Genomic DNA, 21,174 nt, shown 5'->3' on the forward strand with positions numbered 1-21,174 from the left:
AATATCTGACCATGAAGAAGTTAATTGTTTCGTTGTGCATACTCCTGCTGAGTCCCTGCTCATTAATGGCTGCAGAGTCTCGACCTAATATTCTGTTAGTACTTACAGATGATCTAGGTTATGCCGATGTAGGGTTTAATGGGGCTACAGATATTCAAACCCCTAGCTTAGATGCGCTTGCTGAAGGGGGAACAAAATTTACATCGGCTTATAATGTTCATCCATTTTGCGGCCCAAGCCGAGCAGGTTTGATGACAGGCCGATACCCTCATAAGTTTGGTGCACAGTTTAACTTACCTACAAGTAGTCGCTCAGGTGGATTAGGGGTTCCGACAGATGAGTTATTTATTAGTAAAGTCTTGCAAGACGCTGGCTATTACACTGGTGTTATAGGTAAGTGGCATCTCGGGCAAGCTGAACCATATCATCCTAATAATCGTGGCTTTGATGAGTTTTATGGTTTTTTAAATGGTGGACACCATTATTTGCCTGAAAAGTTTTCAGAAATGTACTCTAGGCAAGCTAATCAAGGGCTGGAACATGATATTTTTCAATACCTTCGCCCATTAGAACGCAATGGTGTAGAGGTGGATGAAACCGAATATGTAACTGATGGACTCTCTCGTGAGGCGGTTAAGTTTATTGAAGCTGCCGCTAAAAAACCTCAGCAACCTTTCTTTCTCTATCTTGCATACAATGCGCCGCATACTCCTATGCAGGCAAAAGCTGAAGATATGGCGAAGTTTTCTAATATTAAAGACAGAAAACGCCAAGTCTATGCCGCAATGGTTTATGCAGTAGACAGAGGAATGAAACAGGTTGTAGATAGCTTAAAAGCAACGGGACAGTTTGAAGATACCTTGATTGTATTTTTAAGTGACAACGGTGGAAAACCCTCTACAGGAGCCAGTAACTCCCCTTTGATGGGGAAAAAGGGAGATGTTACAGAAGGTGGCTATCGCACACCTATGTTCTTTCACTGGCCACAACAGATTACTAGCGGAGAAACATATACTCACCCAGTGACTACGTTAGATTTCTTCCCTACTTTTGCCAGCATTGCTAACGCACCAATTTCGCCCTCCAAACAACTTGATGGAAAAGATATCTTTCAGGCCGTGAAATCATTGCAACCTGCAAGGCAGGGAGAAATGATTTATGCCGTTAGACATCGTAAAGGTTATTCAGAGATAGCTGGTCGAAAAGATAACTTCAAAGCGATTAACACTAAGGGTAGTTGGCAGCTGTTTGATGTGGATAAAGATCCTGGTGAAACGAAAGATATTAGTAAGCAATACCCAATGGTGTTGCGAGAAATGCTAGCTGAGATGGAAGCCTGGTCTTGGACACACACTCAGCCAAGGTGGTTTCATATTCACAAAGAAGGTTTTGAGTGGCGAGAAGCATCTATGCCACGATTTCATGAGAGCTTCCCACCGCCTGCAGGCTGATGGTCTTTGCAACAATTTTCGTTGCAAGCAGCGCAATTGCGCTGCTTTTTTATTTCTCATTTTGCACTTCAGAAAATCAATACAGGTAGTCGCGGTGAATAGCGACTAGCAGTACAGTCTGTCGTTAGACATATTCCCCTCCCTTTGCATGAACTCCCTTGGATTGAACATTTGTTATTTTTTTGTTTCGCTCGTGTTGCGATCTTAAACATCATATGTTTAAATAGTTAGTATAAGCAATTAGGTATGATTTGGGCTGATTTGTAGGTTACTCCCTTATCTAGCAGGAATTCAGTATGAAAATAACATGCATAAAAACGCATCATGTACGTAGTGAACTAGATAAACCATTTGGTTTTTCACAGTGGTCATACTCAGAACGTAATGTGCTTCTGGTTGAAGTTATTACTGATAGCGGCTTATCGGGATGGGGCGAGTGCTATGGCCCTGCTGCTGTTATTCAAGCTTGTGTAGAAAAGTTTTACGCCCCTCGCCTGATTAATGAAGACGCTATAGCAACAGAGCGTTTATGGCATTTCATGTGGCGCTCATCTTTGGATTTTGCTCGCTCTGGCGTAATGATGGCAGGCATGTCTGGTATTGATATGGCGTTATGGGACTTGAAAGGTAAAGCGTTAGGGCTGAGTGTCAGTGAGCTAATGGGAGGACGTTCTAGAGCAAAGGTCCCTTGTTATGCAACCGGCATGTATTTTCAAGATATGGCTGAAGAAAGTTTGATTGCCACGTTAGTTGAGGAAGCATTAACCCATGCCGCTAGTGGCTTTAAAGCGATGAAGATTAAGATCGGTAAGAATGTGGCATTTGATAAGAAGTTAATTGTCGCGATGCGACAAGCAATGCCAGATATGGTTTTAGCAGCTGATTCTAATCATGCGTATGACTTACAAGAGGCTGCTTATATAGCCAAAGTGCTTGAAGATAACTGTTACGAGTGGTTTGAAGAACCGTTATCGCCAGAGCATCCAAATTTATTTAAGCAGTTGCAAGCTCAAACTCGCGTTGCGATTGCCACTGGAGAATGCGAGCAGACTCGCTACGGATTCAATCAGCTTATTCGTCAAGGTGGGGTGCAGTTAGTGCAGGCCGATCTTGCGTACTGCGGTGGACCAAGTGAAGCGATAAAAATTCGCAACCTAGCGTCAGCAAACGGTATCAACATGATCCCACACGTATGGGGAACACAACTTAACCTAGCTGCTGCTACGCATTTTCTTGCGACAAGTTATTCAGAACCAGGTAGAGGCGAAGCTAAGCCGTTACTGCTTGAGTATGACCGGACAGAGAACCCATTGAGGGATGAGCTTTTTAAAGTAAACGTAGAAGTACACCAGGGTGAGGCTAATGTGCCGACAGAGGCTGGACTTGGTGTAGAAATTGATGAAAATGCTTTATCTCATTTCACAGTTTTATCAACGGAAACAAAATAGTATGACTCAATATTCAATGTTAATAAACGGCGAACTAGTTAGCTCTCAACAGCAGTTTGATGTAGTAAATCCAGATACTGGAGAAGTTATTGCGCAGGTTCCAGATATTGATCCTATGCAGGTTCAAGATTGCCTAAAAGCGGCTTCTGAAAGTTTTAAAACCTGGTCTAAAACATCGTTGGCAACCCGCGAAGAATTGATCTTGCGCTATGTTGACATTCTAGAGTCAAATAAAGATGAAATCGTTGATATTTTAATAAGTGAAACTGGCAAACCAGTTGATAATGCTGAATATGACTTTGGTATGTTAGTGACTTGTTTGCGTTTCTTTGTTGAAGAAATGAAGCGAATTGATCAGCCTGTGATTCAAGACCCAGATGGTCGTTTTCATCACTTTATCAAACGACAATCATTAGGTGTAGTGGTGGGCTATCTTGCCTGGAACTTCCCTCTATTGAACTTCGGTTATAAAGTGGCGCCAATTTTGGCGTCAGGTTGCACCGGTATTATTAAGCCTTCACAGGTTACACCATTAGCGACACTGCGATGTGCAGAATTAGCACTTGAAGCAGGGTTTCCTTCTGGTGTTATTAATGTCATCTCAAGTAACAATTATGATGTGACTAATCCACTCCTTACTAGCAAAACGCCTGCGCTATTCACCATGATTGGTTCCACCTCTGCTGGCGTGAGAGCAATGCAGACGGCTTGTACCAGCGTTAAACATTTCTCGGTTGAGTTAGGTGGCAATGCGCCAGTGATTGTTTATGACGATGCCGAGCTAGACAAAGCCGTCACTGACATTATTGATTTAAAGTTTGCTAATAGCGGCCAGGTATGTGTATCACCGAACCGCTGTTTTGTTCATGAATCCGTTTATACCCAGTTTATTGAAAAAGCCAAACAACATGCCCAAGGCATTCGCCTGGGAGTTGGGCGTGAAGAAGGCCGGATCATGGGACCTCTAATGAGTGACAAAGAGCGCCAGCGTATCTTGGCCTCTATCGAAAACACGGTAGCTCAAGGTGCCAAGGTTGTCATGGGTGGTGGTATACCAGAAGGCAAAAGTGGCTTTTATCTACAGCCAACAATTTTGGCTGACTGCACCGATAAAATGGCGCTGACTTGTGATGAAATCTTTGGCCCTGTACTAGCTGTTATTCCTTTTGGCGATTCAGATGACGTTATTTCTATGTCCAATGATTGTGATCTTGGGCTTGCTGCCTATGTGTATACCACCAACCTCCAACGAGCGATGACCGCCGCTGAGGAAATTGATGCCGGTAGCGTTTGCATAAATGAAGTGCATTACGGTGTGCAATTGCCTCATGGTGGGCTCAAGCAAAGCGGAGTCGGCAAGGACTGTTCTAAGTACAGTTTACATGAATACCTAACCAATAAACGTGTTTCCATTCTTATAAATAATTAGGTCAAAAAAATGAGTAAATTAACTGCTGCTTTGATGCTGCTGGGGCTGTGTTGTTTTTCACAAATGGTGAGTAGCGCTGAAGAAAAGCCAAATATCGTTTTGTTATTTGCTGATGATGCCGGTTATGCCGACTTTGGCTTTCAAGGTAGTAGTGTCATGCAAACACCTAATCTGGATGCATTAGCCGCTAATGGTGTTAAATTTACTCAAGCATATGTATCAGACCCTACCTGTGGGCCTTCGAGAGCAGGTTTGATGACGGGGCGTTATCAGCAAAGGTTTGGTTTCGAAGAGAACAATGTGCCTGGTTTCATGAGTGAAAACTCAGCTCATGATGGTAGTGAGATGGGGATTCCCTTATCAGAAAAAACCATTGCTGATCATTTAAAGCGCCAAGGCTATAGCACTGCGTTCTATGGCAAGTGGCATTTGGGAGGCGCTGATAGGTTCCACCCTCTAAAGCGTGGCTTTGATGAATACTATGGGTTTAGAGGTGGCGCGCGCAGCTATTTTGCTTATGACAGTGTTAAAACGCCTCCTAGCAAGCTGGACCTTATGGAGAGAAACTTTGGTGTATTGAAAGAGCATCAAGGTTATCTAACTGATGTGCTAGCCAGTGAAACTAACGCATTTATTGAAAAAAGCGTTAAAGCAAATAAGCCATTTTTCGCTTTTGTTTCGTTCAATGCTGTTCATACGCCAATGGATGCAACCGAAGAGGATCTTGCTCAATTCCCATCACTAACGGGAGACCGTAAAACGGTAGCCGCGATGACCTTAGCGCTAGACAGGGCGTCAGGCAAGATTATCGATAAGCTTAAAGAGCTTGGAGTCGCAGACAATACACTTGTTGTGTTTACCAATGATAATGGTGGACCAACAGATCGTAATGCATCAGACAACTCACCATTAAGTGGCAGTAAATCAAACCACCTTGAAGGTGGAATTCGCGTACCTTTTGTGGCCTCTTGGCCAAGTAAGTTTGCAGCCGGTTCACAATACGATTATCCAGTTAGCTTACTTGATTTATTACCTACCTTTTATGCCGCAGCTGATGGCCAAATAACTGAGTTGTCAAATATTGATGGGGTCAACTTACTGCCCTATATCGCGGGGGACAATAAAGCACGTCCTCATCATACCTTGTACTGGAAAAAAGATGTACGAGCAGCTATTCGAGTTGGCGACTGGAAACTAATGCGTTTCCCTGATCGTCCTGCACAACTTTATTACTTACCAAATGACCAGCAAGAGCTGAATGACCTCGCCGCGAGTGAACCTGAACGGGTCAAGGCGATGTTCAAAACCCTTTTCGATTGGGAATCAACGTTAGAAAGACCGCGGTGGTTACTGAAGCGAAAGTTTGAAAATTATGACATTGAACGAATGGATAGATACCACCGTAAGTAACATTGGGGGCGTGTGGTATCGCTTTGAATTCATTCACTTATAAACGTTTATCTAGCAGTACCGGGTAAATATAAAATAGTTGGGCGACTTCTCTATGTTGTCAGCCTGATAAGGAAAAAAACCGGGGGACTATAATGAGTCACATATTCAAATTATCAGCTGTATCTTCAGCGATTTTGGCTGGATTATTTGCCATGCCAATTTATGCTGAAGAACAAGATGAAAAGGCTGAAAATGCTAAGGCTGAAGAAACTGAAAACATTGAAGTGATTAAAGTGCGAGGTTTACGCAGCAGTCTGCGTAAGGCGGCAAATGCAAAAAGGTATTCTGAAAGCGTATCTGATTCGATTTACGCAGAAGATGTGGGTAAATCCACTGACCAAAATATTGCAGATGCACTATCACGAGTAACAGGTGTCACTGTACAAGAAGAAGGGGGAGAGGGAACCCGGATTTCAGTACGTGGTGCAGGACCATCATTAAACCAAATTTCTATGAACGGTGTGGCATTAACCGGTGGTTTAAGTACCGATGGCTCCAACTCTGCTGCGACCAATGATAATAGTGTTGACTTAAGTTCTTTCTCTTCAGATATTCTTTCTTCAATTGACGTGATAAAAACGGCATCAGCAGATCAGGATGAAGGCTCGCTAGGTGCTAATGTTGTATTACGAACAGTTAAACCATTAGGCCTTAGCGAACCTCGTCGCTCATTTACTGTTGAAGGGCGATACAATGAATTTTCAGATGAGGCAGATTCGCGACTTAACTTTAGTTTTGCTGATAAATACTTTGATGACACATTCGGCTTTGTTATTACCGCATCTAGAGATACTCAAAAAACTCGCCAAGACCGAATCAATACTGATTGGGCTAATGGCGCAATTCCAATCGCTGATTTAGAGGCAGGAAGTGGTCGAACCGCACACGATATTCAAAGTGGTATGCCAATTCGAGTGTTGGGTTACCAGAGAGATGAAGAAGGTAATCTAATTTACGGTGATGATGGTAATCCATTATTGAACCCTATGGATTCTCTAATAAATTATGACCCTGATACCCAAAAGCTTCATGAAGGTGATCTCTTTGTATTAGCTAGAGAAGTTGTCGACTTCTCAATGAATACTGATGAGCGTGATCGTTTTTCGATTTCTACCGGTCTACAGTATCAACCGATGGATAATCTCGATATTCAATTGGATGTAACCCATACCCAGCAAGATATTTTGACCGATAATCATACCTTACGATTAAATTTCTCACCGGTTACACCATTGATGCATCCAGGGGATGACAATACTGCACTAAATGGCGTTGATTTATCGACTAACACATTGGCACGTTCTAGCAGCCGTTCAACTTCAGGTAATTTCAATCGTGCTTATGGTTTGCGTGAAGTTGATACCAATGTCGCTTCATTAAATTTCGATTATCAAATCACAGACCGCTTGAATATGAATTTAAAAGCGGGCTTCTCACAAACAACAGATGAAACGCCAGATGATAATGAAGATGATCGCTTCATTTCGATTAGCACCGCAACTTGGGGTACTGCAGGGCGTCAGATTGTAGAGAATATGAATCATGACGCATTCGAAATGGTTGGCTACGATTGTTCTTCTGGTGCTGATTGTGGATACTCTACAGGGATGACTCCCGCTCAATTTGATGTCTTTGATGGCACTTCCAATAACGTTTACAGTCGATTCACTCCTTTTGATATGCAGCACAACCACTTAGGTAGTTTAGTGTTGCGTAAGAATGAGTTGGAAGATACTAATAAATCGTTATTTTTAGACTTTAATTATGACTTGGATAATGAGTACATCACTTCGATTGAGTTTGGTGCCAAGTGGTCGAAAAGAAACAAAGATGTCAGCATTCAAAACCGTGCCACAACTAATGGTGAAGATCTGATCGATTTGGAAGACCCTGATGCTGAATTCGAAGTTCGCGGTTTAGGAACCATTCGTCTTGCAGACATTCTGTCAGGCGATGCATTCCCATATGATAACTACGGCGAAGACATTCAGGGTGATAGAGGCGCTGATTTCTTCGGTGGTTGGCCGATGATGGATGCAGAAAAAGCCCTAGAAATCGTCTCTGGTAAAGATTCTGGTCAGGTAGGTATTCGAGAAACCATTTCAGGATCACGTGAAATCGAAACTGAAACTAAAGCAGCCTATTTCAAAGCTAATTTTGAACTCATGGAAGGTCGTTTAACGGGTAATTTAGGTGTCCGTTATATCCGAGATGATACTGAAGCTACAGGTGTAGGTGGAATCAACTTTATCCGTTTCCCTCAAATGCTAGACCCATATAACTTATTGGTTGAACGTGGGCTGGGTAACATGAATTTAGATGCTTGTCCTGGAGCAGTAATGGGGACGAACCCTGATGGCGTTCCTGACCACCGTTACGCACCAGCTAATGAGGCTGATTTACAAAATTGTTGGGCATGGCAGTTGACTCACGGGTACAACCGCAGTAATGACGAAACCTTCCCATATGACCCTGCTACAGGTCAGTGGGTGATACCCGGTGCTGATGGGCTAGTCGGGCCTGATGTTAACCGTTTAGTTTGGACTGACGCTGACGGTAACATTATCACTAATAATGCCTTACCGGGAATGATTTACGATAGCAATGGTAACCTAGTGCCGACATCTGCTAACGCATGGGCACACTTTGCGAGTAATGGGCAAATTTGGCCATTCATTGATCGTACTACGGCATTCACTGGTCCGATGGGCAGCGGTACTGAAGTACAAGATCGCATTGCATGGGTAACGAATAAAGGCTCACATGATATGTGGTTGCCGAGCTTAAACCTCAATTACGCCATTAATGAAGAAATGATTGGTCGCTTTGCTGTTAGTCGTACCATGACTCGTCCGCGCTTTGACTCACTAAACCCACGCACTCAAATTTTTGAGCAACAATGGGATACAGCTAGTGGTTCTGCTGGTAATGCACAATTGAAACCGCTGCAGTCTAATAACATCGATTTATCTTATGAGTGGTATTTTAACGAATCAGGTATGTTCTCAGCGGCCTTGTTCTATAAAGATATGTCTGATTTTGAAGAAACAGTCATCGTGCCGTATCACTATAAGGATGTCCGTGAAGAGTATGATTTAGAAAGTGCTGACTTATTGCTGCCTTTTGACGAAAATCGTACGCCGGGTGATGAAGATGACTGTATGCCACTGCGTCAAGTTGCAGGCTTCTTTGACCAATGGAAAATTGAATGTGATGTGGCCAACGTAAGTACGGTAACTAATGGTAAAGGTGCTGATATCAAAGGCCTTGAGCTTGCATATAGCCAAAACTATGACTTTTTACCAGGTCTATTATCTGGTTTAGGTCTGAGTATGAACTACACCTTCCAGGAGTCAGAGTCTGAGGCTCAGCGTATTGGTGCTACTGATATATTTTTGAAGCCACTGCCACAGCCTTATACACCTAAGCACTCTGTCAACACGACAGTTTACTGGGAGAAAAATGGTATACAACTTCGTTTAGCGCATCGCTTTAACGATGAGCAACTAGTAAACCGAGGTCTTGTGGGTGGAGCAACATGGCAAGAGTCTACTAGCCGTCTAGATTTTAGTTCTAGTTATGACATTACTAAAAACTTAAGTATTACATTCCAAGCACTTAACTTAACTGACGACACAAACAGAACCTACTACACCAGTTCGTTCACACGTAATGCCTTTGACCCTAATTCACAAGAGGTTGTGATGGATGAGGGTAATGCTCTGGAAAATGACGTCACCACATCGCGGACTGCTGCGGTATGGAAAACGGGACGTCAATTCCGATTAGGTATTCGTGGCTCATTTTAACCTTTCGTCATTTAAATCATGAACCGGCCATAGCTTGGCCGGTAATAAAGCTTGGAGAAGTAAGATGAAAAATAACTTACTGGAAAAAACAACGCTAACGACTCTCGTAATACTAGCTCTTTCAGCATGTGGTACTGACGAAGGCTATAACCCAGAGTTTGGTAGTGATACTCAAATAACTTTTTCAATTAATGGTCTGAGCGCCAGTTTTGAAGAGGAATCTGGCATTCAAACTGTAAATCTTATAGAAGGTGCGATGGTTGGTGACCAACCGCTATCAAGTGTGGGCAGGCGCATCAATGTAAGTCAGTTAGAGTTTGAGGCACAAAACAACTTTCAGACACCTCAAGGTCCATCTAATACCATACCGACACACACCATCTCTCCGTTTACATTATCGGAAGATACAACTCAGCTCATTATTGATACTGATGCGTTTGCAGAAGCATTGAGAATGTGTGACGACACCGATGAGACGGGTGATGTTGATGAAGATGGTAATCCAATCGGTGATGGTAACCCTGATTTCCCTAAAATGGTGACTTATGACATTAGTTTCACTATCGATAATGGCTATCGATTGAAAGCGGGTGAGTCGTTACCAATGCAAACTTTGCAGTTGGTCATGCACGCTATTGATGATCCGGTCACCGATGTGAATGTTGCTGCCCTAGAGCTACCTGCTGGTGGGCAAGCGAGTGTTATCGCCTCGACTGTTCCATCTTATGCCTGTAATTCGGCGCTAACTTATACTGTTGCCGATACATCAGTTGCCACGGTGGATGAAGATGGTTTGGTGACAGGTACAAGTACAGGTCAAACAAGTATTACGGCAACGAGTGTCGATAACCCTCAAGCTCAAGGCAGCGCTGATGTCACTGTGACCGCGGCGTTCAGTATCGCTATTGCTAATGGTGAAGTTGATGAGTTGGGTGCTCCTACTGGTGAAAAAATGGTTGGCTCTTGCGTCGCCGCCGGCGTGAAAGTTGAGCCGTCGGTTATAAACCATACACTCACAGGTGGTTATGACTATGACTGGAGTAGTTCAAATTCACCAGATGTATCTTACGTCCAGAATGTGAGCAATGGCTTTGGTGGTGTTGGTGTCTTTGATGTTGGCAGTAATACAAACGTGGCGTCAGACGTCACTGTAGAAATAATCTCTGGCGATACGGGTGCAACACCTATTGCTGATGTTGCTGGAAAATCTATTGAGCTAAACGTTGTCACTAATGAGATGTGTGAACCAGGTGTGTCAGAGCATGCAGCAGGCTTTAATATCGACTTTGACATGGACGGTGTTACCGCTCCTTATGGTGGTAATGCAATTTATGGTACGTCAACAGAGACCATTTCCGGCTCTTTAGCATCAGTTAAGCTTACTGCTGGTAGCGCGGTTGATGAAAATGGACAGCCGTATTCTTGGGGGGCGCAACAAGTCTGGAACAAACAACGTAACTGGTATAGCGCGAACTATGGCCGCGGAGCTGAGTCGATAGGGAAAACCTATAAGTATGCGGTTTGGGTAAAACTTGAGACTGCACCGGTTGAGCCTATTACTCTACGACAAGTCATCGTGGCCTGGAATTACGAAGGCATTCCTGATGGCGCAGCTGGGTTTCCTGGTCGCTTTGGCGAAGCGGGCATATTTACTGCTGAGCTTGCAGCAACGACAGAGTGGCAATACGTCGAGTTCGTCAACGATAAGTCAGAAAGTCAAGAATGGGCGATTCCAGCAACCTGGAGTATTGTGACTGACGTCTTTACGCTTTGGGAGGTATATGGCTTACCTGAAGGTCAATCGATTCTATTAGATGATTACTCAGTTATTCGCACTGATAACATTTCTAATTAATTCCCTAACAGCCTTGTACAAAAGCCACCTTTACGGTGGCTTTTTTAAAGAGATTTTGTCATGAAAATAAAAAAAATAGTTAACTATCCTCTGCTGCCTATTATGTTTCTGTTGGTATTGCTTGGGTGTGAGGCAACCAAAGGTGGAGACGACAAACAAGCGGCGGTTGTTGCTGGCGAGTATAAATCAATCCTTGCAGTCTCTAATCTATCGCCTTTATCAGACCCTGAAAACCAAGCAGGTTGGAAGTTGAACCAGCAACTTAGCGATGAGTTTGAAGCAGGCTCTATTGATACCCAAAAATGGTATATCCAGGGCACCAACAAGGAGTTCTATATCTGGAAAGGTAGAGCTCCTTCTCAGTTTGCACCTCATAATGTGTTTGTTGAAGACGGTAAGTTAAAAATTAGAACCCAATGGGAGCCGGACTATCCATTTGTCGGCAAGCCTCCAAAAAAACAAGAAGTCTCTCGATACGAGAACATCACAACAGGTGCGCTTATTAGCCACAACACTTTCCTTTATGGCTACATGGAAGTCAAAGTTAAAATCCCTGATGCAGCAATGACAGGGGCTTTTTGGGGCACTGGCTTTCAGCAAGAGCTAGATATCTTTGAGTTAATTGGTGAAGTGAAAACTGGCAGCAAAAACCCTGAAACTACCTTTGTGACCTCAATTCATGATTGGCGCCCTGGTCATCCAAAGAAAAACAAGGTTTGGAAGCACCCGCACCCTGTACCGGGTAGAACAGCCGAACACTTTTATACATATGGAGTGCAATGGCTTCCTGATGGTTTAAAGATGTTTTTCAACGGTGAGTTAGTTCATCACGCCACTCAGGCCGAGCTAGGTGACCGCTGGGTTCTGAATAACCCAATGGAATTATGGTTCGATTCAGAAGTCTTTCCTTGGCATGGAATACCAGTAGAGCATGACTTGCCAGCAGATTTTGAAGTGGAATATGTACGAGTTTGGCAGCAAGCTGATGACAGTTTAATTGATCGTGCTTTTTTTGGCTTTGAAGGACCGTTGATAACTGATGCTTATCACAAACCAAAGTCGCGTAATAGCGTGGCAAAAGACTGGTTTATGACAGATAAGGTTGCGCCATATTTAAAGGTCACCGACTTTGCCGACAATATCTTTGTTACGGGGCGAAAAAGCTTGGCGCTAGACTTATCTGCGCCAGATAAAGGTGTTTATACTGCATTTTCTCCTAATGGCTCGCTGCAATTAGATGAAGGAAATTATCGAATTAATGTCAGTATTTGGGTTCCTGATTCTTCCTCTTTGCCAAAACTTAAATTTATTACTGAAGCACCTTGGCTAGTTACACAGTCCTTAGATTTAAATCTGTTACCTAAGGGTAAATGGTCAACCATTGGTATTCCATTAAATCGAAGTAAAGCCTCTTTGGCGCAAGACCGTTTACGGATTGTGTTTGACAAAACTGCCTCTACTGAGGGTTTTGTATATCTCGATGATATTGAAATTGTGAAGCAATAATAATGATTTACCGCAGTTCATCTTTTGATGAACTGCTTTTGCGTATCTTCTGAAATTACAGGATGGAGCCATGAAGTATAACCCTTATGCCGCAATAGCATCGTTGATGATGTTGTCAGCGTGCGCTAGTCAGACTGAGCGTATAGAGCTGGAGCGGCAGAGTAGTGCCTTTTTAGAGCAAGGAGAGGCGATTTTCAATAAAGACGCTAAAAACCGAAAAGGCTGGGATGCGCCAACGATTTCTGATCTGGACCAAGATGGGTACCTGGATATTTTGATAAATGACCATGGCTACGGCCTTAGAGTCATGTGGAACAATGAGGGAAAGTTAGCCTTTCCATATGACATTTTAATGGGCGATCTTCATGGGGTGTCTGTTGGCGACTTAAATTTCGACGGTCAATTGGAATTAATCATATCTCGAGGTGGTGGCTCTGGTAGTAACGCTAGAAATGCCAAAATTTACTCGGTTAATAAACAGCGTCAACTCGTTGAATGGAAAGAGCTTAAGGAGCCACTGGCATCAATGCGTGGCCGAACGGTGAAATTAGTTGATCTGGATAATGATGGCGATCTGGACCTACTCAACTTTGCCTTTCCTGACCGAAAAATGCGTGAACAGAACCTAAGCGAAAATTATATCTACGAAAATATAGGTAAGGGCGAAATGGTTATTCGCTCAACATTGCCCAGTGTGCATGGCGATGGTCAGAAAACGCTGGTGACGGATATTAATCAGGATCATATACCAGATATTCTGCTCTATGGTCATGGTGCCGTCAAAGTGTATCAAGGGAGAGAGCATTTTGACTATGAAGATGTGACTAAGCAGGTACTACCTAATGCATTGCATAATGTCACCGCGATAGCGGAAATCGATTACGACAACGACGGTGACTTTGATCTTTTATTTACCCGTGGTCTGCCATTTGAAAAAGGAGACGTTTTTTTCGACAAGAAAACCAAGCGGTTAGGTTTTTACACTAAACGAGGACCGTTTCAGTTTGACGACTTTAATATTGGTGACACATTACTGATTGAAAACTATCAATCTCCCTGGCCAGAAAAACTGCCTTATATTGCAGAGCCCGGTTACAAGTACCCCTATAAAGGGGAAACCCATTCAGGCAGAACGATTGAGCTTGTGAGTAGCGATGCATTGGGCTTCCCTGATGATATTAGTGACTCGTCAGGTGTTTATATCGGTTATGTGGGCAATAATAAGTGGCGTTTAGCGGGCAACGTATTCGCACCGTTCTCTGGCGTGGTTCATGGGGTTGAAGACTATAAAACATCTGCAAAGCCTGAGGGGTTAAGTGATCTATTATTAGAGAATCAAAATGGTAAGTTCATTGATGTGTCTGCGAAAGTGGGGCTGATTGATACAGAGCATTCAACCGGCGTCACGATTGGAGATTTTGATAATAATGGTTTCAGCGATGTATTGGTTTTTCGTCGTGGTAATTTAATTAGTGCTAATAATGCGCTGATGTATATGAATCATTCAGCAAATGGACAAAGTCGAGTATTTGAAAAGCTAGAAAATAGCGGCGTTTTTTCAACCGAGCTAGGTGCAACCGGAATGAGCGGTGAGGTACTCGACTATGACAATGATGGCCAACTAGACGTTGTTACGGGTCATGAGAGAGGGATGTGGCATCTATACCGAAATCAAGGCACTTTGCCTGCTAATAACGGTCATGTTCAGGTCAACGTGGGATTAAGCCCTAATCAAAAAGCCTCGGCATTGGGGGCGTTAGTGACAGTCTCAGCTTGTAATGTAAGCCAGGTTCGTCGCATTGGTTCAAATGGTGCTAACTATTCTATGAGTTTTAATCATCAACTATTGTTCGGTATTGGTTCATGTAGCGACGACTATCAAGTAAGCGTGAAATGGACTAATGGCGAAACAAAAGCCAGCAAGGTAAAAGCAAATGAAAGAGCCATTTCAATGTGAGTTCAGTGAGAGCTAACTTGGTTTCATTACTCTGTAAGTAATTTATGGGGAGGGGGAAACTCATGCTAAAGTGGGCTTCCCCTTTCTACTATATGTGTTGTCACTTTTACTGCGTTAACGACTTATCATGTGGAACAACCACACATCAAAGTCGTCGCCTTGTACTAATGAACAACAATTCGCTGCAAAAACAACCTTGAAAGATCAACTGGCCCTAATTATCAGCTAATAAGTGCGACATTCGTCGATAGCTTAATTAGCTTGAATGCGCAAATTTCGCAGATATCTGAAGCTATTTGCATCCTGTACCTTCTGAGCGAAATACATACCTAACTCAATGAGTTGCGGATTATTTCGGTAGTGCTGAATTTCACTTTTTAGCTCGGTCAGTGCTTGAGCTGTTTTTCCTTGTTCATCGAGCGCTAACCAGAAAGCATATGCAAATTGTATGTTGTCAGGTGCTAATGTTTTGGCTTTACTGAAGTAACTTAATGCAAGTGGTTTTTGTGCATTTCTCACTAGGGCTAGGGCAAAACTGTAGTTCAATATGGCCGAGTTTGGGTTAGCTTTGATCCCTTGCATGAAGATGCTGTGTTCGCTATCGATATCATTATTTGAACGGTAAATTTCAGCCAGATTAATGTATGATGCGTCGAAATAGGGATCAACATTAATCGCATGTTTCAATGCTTTAACAGCTTGAGGTACTTGATTTAACTTTAAGTGTATCAGGCTGGTGTTAAGCCCTCCTTCTCCTCGCCACAGGTTTGTTTTGTTCATCTCCAGTAGTTCTTTGAATGCGCGTTTAAATGCAAGATTTGTATCATCTTCCAACGCAATCATATGTTGCACTGCAGCGACTCGGATAGCTTTGTACTGATCAGTTAATAATGAGCTATAACTTTTTTGGCGCTCTTTAATCGGCAAAAGAAAGCCTATTTTTGCTGTAGCAAGTCTAACTAATGGTAAAGGTGATGTGACCCACTCCTGAATCGTTTTATTATCTAGTTGCTGGGTAGAGTTTGGTAATAATGCAATGGCACTTGCACGTTTAATTTCAGATAACTGTTTATCATTAGCAAGCATTAAATGCCGTTCAATTGGCAGCTGCGAATGGGTTTGTAATGCTATATAGGCTTGCTGACTTTCAGTCGCATTGTTTTGCCCACCCCAAAGTTTTACGACTTGTTCAGCAAGCCATTCAGAAGGCACATCAGTATGGCATTGCTCGCATGCGTTGGGCGTGCCGTATTCGATAGTTAAAGCTGGGCTAGGTATTTTAAAGCTGTGGTCACGCCTGTCATCCACTCCCATATACCTTGTGGTTGGCATATGGCAGTTAACACAGAGGCCACCAGGACTATCAACGTCGTGATTAAGATGCTCTGGTTGATGATAATCTTGACTACTGTGGCACTGCAGGCATAGCGCATTGCCTTGAGCTTTAACTTTCATTGTATGTGCGTCGTGACAATCTAAGCAATTAACGCCAGCCTGGTGCATTTTGCTTTGTTTGAATGAACCATAAACATACACTTCCTCTTTTATCTGCCCATCAGCATGGTATAGCGGTTGAGCAAGTAATGTAGGGCTAAATTGGTCTAAAAAAGCTTTACCTGGTGTGAAGCCGTCTGTAAGTGGTTCTCGCAATGAATGACATGAGTAACAAGTATCCATAAACTCATTGTCGCGGGCGGGACCGTGCCAGCTGGCCGTTTTAGCATCCCCTTGGCGTTGCCAGTATCCCTGCTGTACTTGATGGGCTAGTGGTTCTGCCTGGTTATTGTTTTGAGCTGTCTCAGAAGCTGATTGACTATGCTCAGGGGTGACCTTCTGGTGACAAGACTGACAACCGACGTTTATTTCATTCCATTGAGACGAAAAGCTATTTTGTGTTGCGTTGTAATTCCGTTTTAAGCCAGAAGAGTGGCAGTCAGCACACATACCATTCCAATTTTGCATCGGCTGAAGCCAGTGTAATCTGTCGTTACTATAAATGTCTTCAGTTGCATAATTAGCGAACCAACGTTGTCCTCCTTCTTGTTTAGATCGGCTATCCCACGCGAATGGGAAAAGTTGAACTCTACCTTTTTCTATTCTGATGAGGTATTGCTGAAGTGGAAAGTGACCAAAGGTAAATTGTACTTGGTAATGCTGTGTCAGTTTGCCCTGGGTATACTCAATAAAATAGCTATTGTCTTTGGTATAAAACCTTGCACTTTGGCTAAAGTGTTCAAAAGTAGACCCATTAAAGTCCGCTAGCACAGTATCGTCAGTGGCTATAGCCATAGCTTTTGCGTGATCTGAAAGTTGCCAGTTGGCAACCTGGGCTTGATGGCATTCAATACAGTTGATTGGGGTCGCTACGCCGTATGATGATATGACGAGCAGAGCAGCACAACTCAGTAAGCAACATATAAACTTGTTCAATTTACCTTCTCTTTATCACGAGTTACCGGTTAATAAAATGTAAAATTATTCAGTGATTATTGAGCAATTTACTTGCGATTGAAATGTAAAAGATTTATGTTCGTTAAACATATGATGTTTATTATAGTGAGATGAAAGAGTGAAATCTACTACATTCGATGCCACTGAGCACCCACATCGACGTTATAACCCATTGATAAAAGAATGGGTATTAGTTTCTCCACATCGCGCAAAGCGTCCTTGGCAGGGGCAAGAAGAGGCGCCGGATACGGCTTCAAAACCATCGTATGATGAAACTTGTTTTTTGTGCAAAGGCAATACAAGGGTGAATGGAGTCAGAAACCCAAATTATCAAAGCACGTTTGTATTTAAAAATGACTTTGCCGCCTTAAATGAACACACGCCTGAGTTCGAGCAAGACGACCCTTTGTTTCGCATGAAAGCGGAGCAAGGTGAGAGTCGCGTGATTTGCTTTTCACCCGACCATAGTCGCTCTTTACCTGAGCTGTCACAAGAAGCAGTGGAAGCTGTGGTTGATACCTGGCAAACACAATGCCAGGAGTTGTCGCGTCAATATCAGTGGGTACAAGTTTTTGAAAACAAGGGCGCTGTGATGGGCTGCTCTAATCCACATCCACACGGACAAATATGGGCGCAAAATCACTTGCCTTCTCAAATCGAGAAAAAGCAGCAAAGTTTGAGTGAATACCTGGCAAAAAATGATAGCAACTTGCTCATTGATTACGCGCAACGTGAAGCCAAAGACGGTACTCGCACTGTTGTTGAAAATGATGACTGGATTGTTGTTGTCCCTTTTTGGGCAGCCTGGCCGTTTGAAACGCTTTTACTGCCTAAATTTGCGGTAACCCGTATGACAGAGTTGTCGGTAAAGCAAAAGTCGACGCTGGCCGCAATATTAAGAGAGATAACAGCCAAATACGATAATTTGTTCCAGTGCTCATTCCCATATTCAATGGGCTGGCACGGTGCCCCTTATGATGATAGTGCACACCCTGAATGGCAATTACATGCTCACTTTTTCCCACCTTTATTGCGCAGTGCGACCGTGAAGAAATTTATGGTGGGGTATGAAATGCTCGCAGAAGCTCAACGCGATATTACCCCTGAGCAGGCCGCGCAGCGACTCGCGGCATTGTCGAGTGTGCATTACAAAGTACAACACAGCTAAGTCTCTCTAGGAAATATGATGGAATTATTAGAAAAACTGACATCGGATTTTGAGCGTAGGTACGCTGAAAAGCCGGCTCTGATTGTAAAAGCACCAGGGCGAGTGAACTTAATTGGTGAGCACACGGATTATAATGATGGCTTTGTATTGCCCTGTGCGATTGACTATTCCACGTTGGTGGCATTGTCTCCTCGAGACGATAATCTCGTGCATGTGGTCGCGCTTGATTATCAGGGGGAAGAAGATAGTTTTTCTCTTAGTGCGCCGATGGTGTCCCATGATACTCAGCAATGGGCAAACTATATCAGAGGGGTGGTGAGTGAATTACAAAAGCGCGAGCTTCCGTTAAAAGGGGCCAATATTATGGTTACTGGCAATGTGCCTCAAGGGGCGGGGCTGAGTTCATCGGCTTCACTGGAAGTCGGTATCACCTATGCGTTTGACCAATATTGCCAGCTGGGGCTGTCTAAACAAGATGTTGCACTCATTAGCCAGGCTGCTGAAAATAATTTTGTCGGCTGTGCTTGCGGCATCATGGACCAGCTTATCTCAGCGAGTGGTCAAGAAAACCGCGCGATGGGTATTGATTGCCGTAGCCTGGCGCTGACCCCCGTCTCAATCCCTCATCATTTAGCACTGATTAAAGTGAACTCGAATGTAAAGCGGGGATTAGTTGACAGTGAATACAATGTGCGTCGTCAGCAATGTGAGCAAGCTGCCAGCTACTTTGGGGTTTCGCATTTAAGGGATGTGTCTGTGGCTCAATTTGAGTCAAGTAAACAGGGTTTAGACCCATTAGTCGCACAGCGAGCAGAGCACGTCATTTATGAAAATCAGCGCACTTTGGATGCAATGAAGGCACTCGATGAAGGGGATGTGGAAACCATCAGTCAGCTGATGGCGCAAAGTCATGCCTCGATGCGAGATTTATTTGAAATCACCACACCTGAGATTGACTATCTAGTTGAAACGGTGGACTCAGTGATAGGAAATAGAGGCGGCGTAAGAATGACTGGCGGTGGTTTTGGTGGTTGTATTATCGCTTTGGTGCCCCATGACATGGTTGATGCGGTGCTCAAAGAGATTGAGCTAACGTATCAGCAAAAAACCGGGTTGAAAGAGAGTGTTTATATTAGTCAGCCGGTTGATGGCGTCTCACTTGTTTAAGGAAAATCATGAGTCATATTTTAGTGACGGGCGGCGCTGGGTATATAGGTAGCCACACCGTATTGGCCTTACTTAATGCGGGTTACTCTGTTGTCGTCATTGATGACTTATCAAACTCCTCTAAGGTGGCACTGGAGCGAGTAGAGCAGTTAACTCAGCAACGGGTGACGTTTATTGAGTTAGATATTTTGCACCAGGAAGCGTTGAAACGTGTGTTTGCCACCCACCAGATAGATGCGGTTATTCACTTTGCTGGGCTCAAGGCTGTGGGGGAGTCTGTGACTGATCCATTAGCCTACTATCGAAACAATGTAGAGGGCACACTGTCATTACTTCAGGCCATGTGCTCTGCGCAAGTTAACCACTTAGTGTTTAGTTCATCCGCGACTGTCTATGGCGAAGCAAATAAGCCGCCATATGTCGAAACCCAGCCCATCGGTACCCCCAGCAGTCCCTATGGCAAGACCAAAGCAATGGTTGAGCAAATATTGATGGACTATTGTCATGCTAACCGTGATTTTCATGTGGCAAGTTTAAGGTACTTTAACCCGATAGGCGCCGATGAAAGTGGGTTGATTGGTGAAGACCCGAATGGTATTCCAAACAACTTGATGCCTTTTGTTGAGCAGGTTGCGATTGGTAAGCGAGACAAGCTATCGATATTTGGTGATGACTACCCAACAAAGGATGGCACCTGTTTACGTGACTATATTCATGTATCGGATTTAGCCCAAGGGCACCTAAAGGCGGTAAGTTGGTTGGCTGAGCAGCAACATGGTGGTTTTGAAGCGTTTAACCTAGGGAGTGGTCAACCGCTGTCGGTACTGGATATTGTCAAGGGGTTTGAGCTTGCCACTGGGCAGGTCGTTAACTATGAAATCGCACCTAAAAGGGCGGGCGATTTACCGGGTTTTTGGGCTGATGCAACAAAAGCAGAGCAAATACTGAATTGGGTTTCACGAAAGTCCTTAAATGACATGATGCAAGACACCTGGCGTTGGCGTTCACAAAATCCTGCGGGTTTTCGCTGCGAACAAAGCCAGTCTGAGCAGAAGCCGCACAAGATGCAATAAGGTAGACCAGAAATGGTTGCTAACTCAGATGTCTGGTAATGATTTATACTCAGTCTTTTGCTGACTGTAATTTTAATAAATTACAGTTGTTTACGGCTAAGTTTCTGTAATAAAGAAGATGATTAAGCTTTCTTGAGGAGGCGTGATGCTCGTGTAGGTTAAAGTCTCCCCTTCTGCACCACTAAACTTGAATTTTTAAAAGCCCGTTTCGTAATAAACGGGCTTTTTGTTGGATTTCCAAAAGTCCGCGAAAGGATATATGAAAGGGCGAGATTTTTTGCGCAAGAGAGTGGAAGTTTACTTTATTAAATACTACTTCTTTAAAGTTATTGGTGTAACCCTCCCTTAAAATCAGAATGTTTTAAATAGAGTTTTCCATTTACACTAAACCAAATGGAGAATCACATG

The 21,174-nt window shown here is 43.5% G+C and carries 12 protein-coding genes; 11 read left to right on the top strand and 1 reads right to left on the bottom strand.

The annotated features are described in order from the left end of the window. The first annotated feature begins 11 nt into the window (after positions 1–11). From Q4557_RS18155 to Q4557_RS18190, 8 genes are all read left to right on the top strand, one after another. Positions 12–1,451: a sulfatase gene (locus Q4557_RS18155; RefSeq protein ID WP_102520054.1), complete on the top strand. Its 1,440-nt coding sequence runs from the start codon at positions 12–14 to the stop codon at positions 1,449–1,451. Between the two features lie 296 nt (positions 1,452–1,747). Next, positions 1,748–2,899 carry a mandelate racemase/muconate lactonizing enzyme family protein gene (locus tag Q4557_RS18160; RefSeq protein WP_102520053.1) on the top strand — a complete coding sequence of 384 codons (1,152 nt, stop codon included), beginning with the start codon at positions 1,748–1,750 and terminating at the stop codon, positions 2,897–2,899. A 1-nt stretch (position 2,900) separates the two neighbouring features. Continuing rightward, positions 2,901–4,328 (top strand): aldehyde dehydrogenase family protein, encoded by a 1,428-nt coding sequence (locus tag Q4557_RS18165; RefSeq protein WP_102520052.1) that lies wholly within the window; start codon positions 2,901–2,903, stop codon positions 4,326–4,328. A gap of 9 nt (positions 4,329–4,337) precedes the next feature. Further along, positions 4,338–5,738, top strand: coding sequence for a sulfatase-like hydrolase/transferase (locus Q4557_RS18170; protein WP_102520051.1), 1,401 nt, complete (start codon positions 4,338–4,340; stop codon positions 5,736–5,738). A gap of 134 nt (positions 5,739–5,872) precedes the next feature. Continuing rightward, positions 5,873–9,589: a TonB-dependent receptor gene (locus tag Q4557_RS18175; RefSeq protein ID WP_102520050.1), complete on the top strand. Its 3,717-nt coding sequence runs from the start codon at positions 5,873–5,875 to the stop codon at positions 9,587–9,589. Between the two features lie 64 nt (positions 9,590–9,653). Further along, positions 9,654–11,444, top strand: a complete 1,791-nt coding sequence (locus Q4557_RS18180) for an Ig-like domain-containing protein (protein ID WP_102520049.1) — start codon at positions 9,654–9,656, stop codon at positions 11,442–11,444. Positions 11,445–11,504: 60 nt separating this feature from the next. After that, entirely contained in the window at positions 11,505–12,950 is a 1,446-nt protein-coding gene (locus Q4557_RS18185) for a family 16 glycosylhydrolase (protein ID WP_102520048.1), read from the top strand. Between the two features lie 70 nt (positions 12,951–13,020). After that, positions 13,021–14,907: a CRTAC1 family protein gene (locus Q4557_RS18190; protein WP_102520047.1), complete on the top strand. Its 1,887-nt coding sequence runs from the start codon at positions 13,021–13,023 to the stop codon at positions 14,905–14,907. Positions 14,908–15,159: 252 nt separating this feature from the next. Here the strand turns inward: Q4557_RS18190 and Q4557_RS18195 are convergent, their stop codons facing one another. Beyond that, a complete protein-coding gene (locus Q4557_RS18195) occupies positions 15,160–17,337 on the bottom strand; it encodes a multiheme c-type cytochrome (protein ID WP_102520046.1) in 2,178 nt (725 codons plus the stop codon). 139 nt (positions 17,338–17,476) lie between these two features. Between Q4557_RS18195 and Q4557_RS18200 the strand changes: the two genes are divergently transcribed. From Q4557_RS18200 to galE, 3 genes are read left to right on the top strand one after another with little or no spacing between them, the layout of a single operon-like run. Further along, positions 17,477–18,526, top strand: coding sequence for a UDP-glucose--hexose-1-phosphate uridylyltransferase (locus Q4557_RS18200; RefSeq protein WP_102520045.1), 1,050 nt, complete (start codon positions 17,477–17,479; stop codon positions 18,524–18,526). A gap of 15 nt (positions 18,527–18,541) precedes the next feature. Beyond that, on the top strand, positions 18,542–19,693 hold the full coding sequence (gene galK / locus Q4557_RS18205; protein ID WP_102520044.1) for a galactokinase: 1,152 nt from the start codon (positions 18,542–18,544) through the stop codon (positions 19,691–19,693). Between the two features lie 8 nt (positions 19,694–19,701). Next, positions 19,702–20,766: a UDP-glucose 4-epimerase GalE gene (gene galE, locus Q4557_RS18210; protein WP_102520043.1), complete on the top strand. Its 1,065-nt coding sequence runs from the start codon at positions 19,702–19,704 to the stop codon at positions 20,764–20,766. Positions 20,767–21,174 lie beyond the last annotated feature (408 nt).

The sequence above is a fragment of the Shewanella sp. 5_MG-2023 genome, from assembly GCF_030547465.1.
Lineage (GTDB): Bacteria > Pseudomonadota > Gammaproteobacteria > Enterobacterales > Shewanellaceae > Shewanella.

Excerpts from the sequence above, each read along its gene's own strand:
- Q4557_RS18175 (WP_102520050.1), top strand. The coding sequence starts at position 5,873 with ATGAGTCACATATTCAAATTATCAGCTGTATCTTCAGCGATTTTGGCT.
- Q4557_RS18165 (WP_102520052.1), top strand. The coding sequence starts at position 2,901 with ATGACTCAATATTCAATGTTAATAAACGGCGAACTAGTTAGCTCTCAA.
- galE (WP_102520043.1), top strand. The coding sequence starts at position 19,702 with ATGAGTCATATTTTAGTGACGGGCGGCGCTGGGTATATAGGTAGCCAC.
- Q4557_RS18160 (WP_102520053.1), top strand. The coding sequence starts at position 1,748 with ATGAAAATAACATGCATAAAAACGCATCATGTACGTAGTGAACTAGAT.
- Q4557_RS18155 (WP_102520054.1), top strand. The coding sequence starts at position 12 with ATGAAGAAGTTAATTGTTTCGTTGTGCATACTCCTGCTGAGTCCCTGC.
- Q4557_RS18190 (WP_102520047.1), top strand. The coding sequence starts at position 13,021 with ATGAAGTATAACCCTTATGCCGCAATAGCATCGTTGATGATGTTGTCA.
- Q4557_RS18170 (WP_102520051.1), top strand. The coding sequence starts at position 4,338 with ATGAGTAAATTAACTGCTGCTTTGATGCTGCTGGGGCTGTGTTGTTTT.
- Q4557_RS18185 (WP_102520048.1), top strand. The coding sequence starts at position 11,505 with ATGAAAATAAAAAAAATAGTTAACTATCCTCTGCTGCCTATTATGTTT.
- Q4557_RS18180 (WP_102520049.1), top strand. The coding sequence starts at position 9,654 with ATGAAAAATAACTTACTGGAAAAAACAACGCTAACGACTCTCGTAATA.
- galK (WP_102520044.1), top strand. The coding sequence starts at position 18,542 with ATGATGGAATTATTAGAAAAACTGACATCGGATTTTGAGCGTAGGTAC.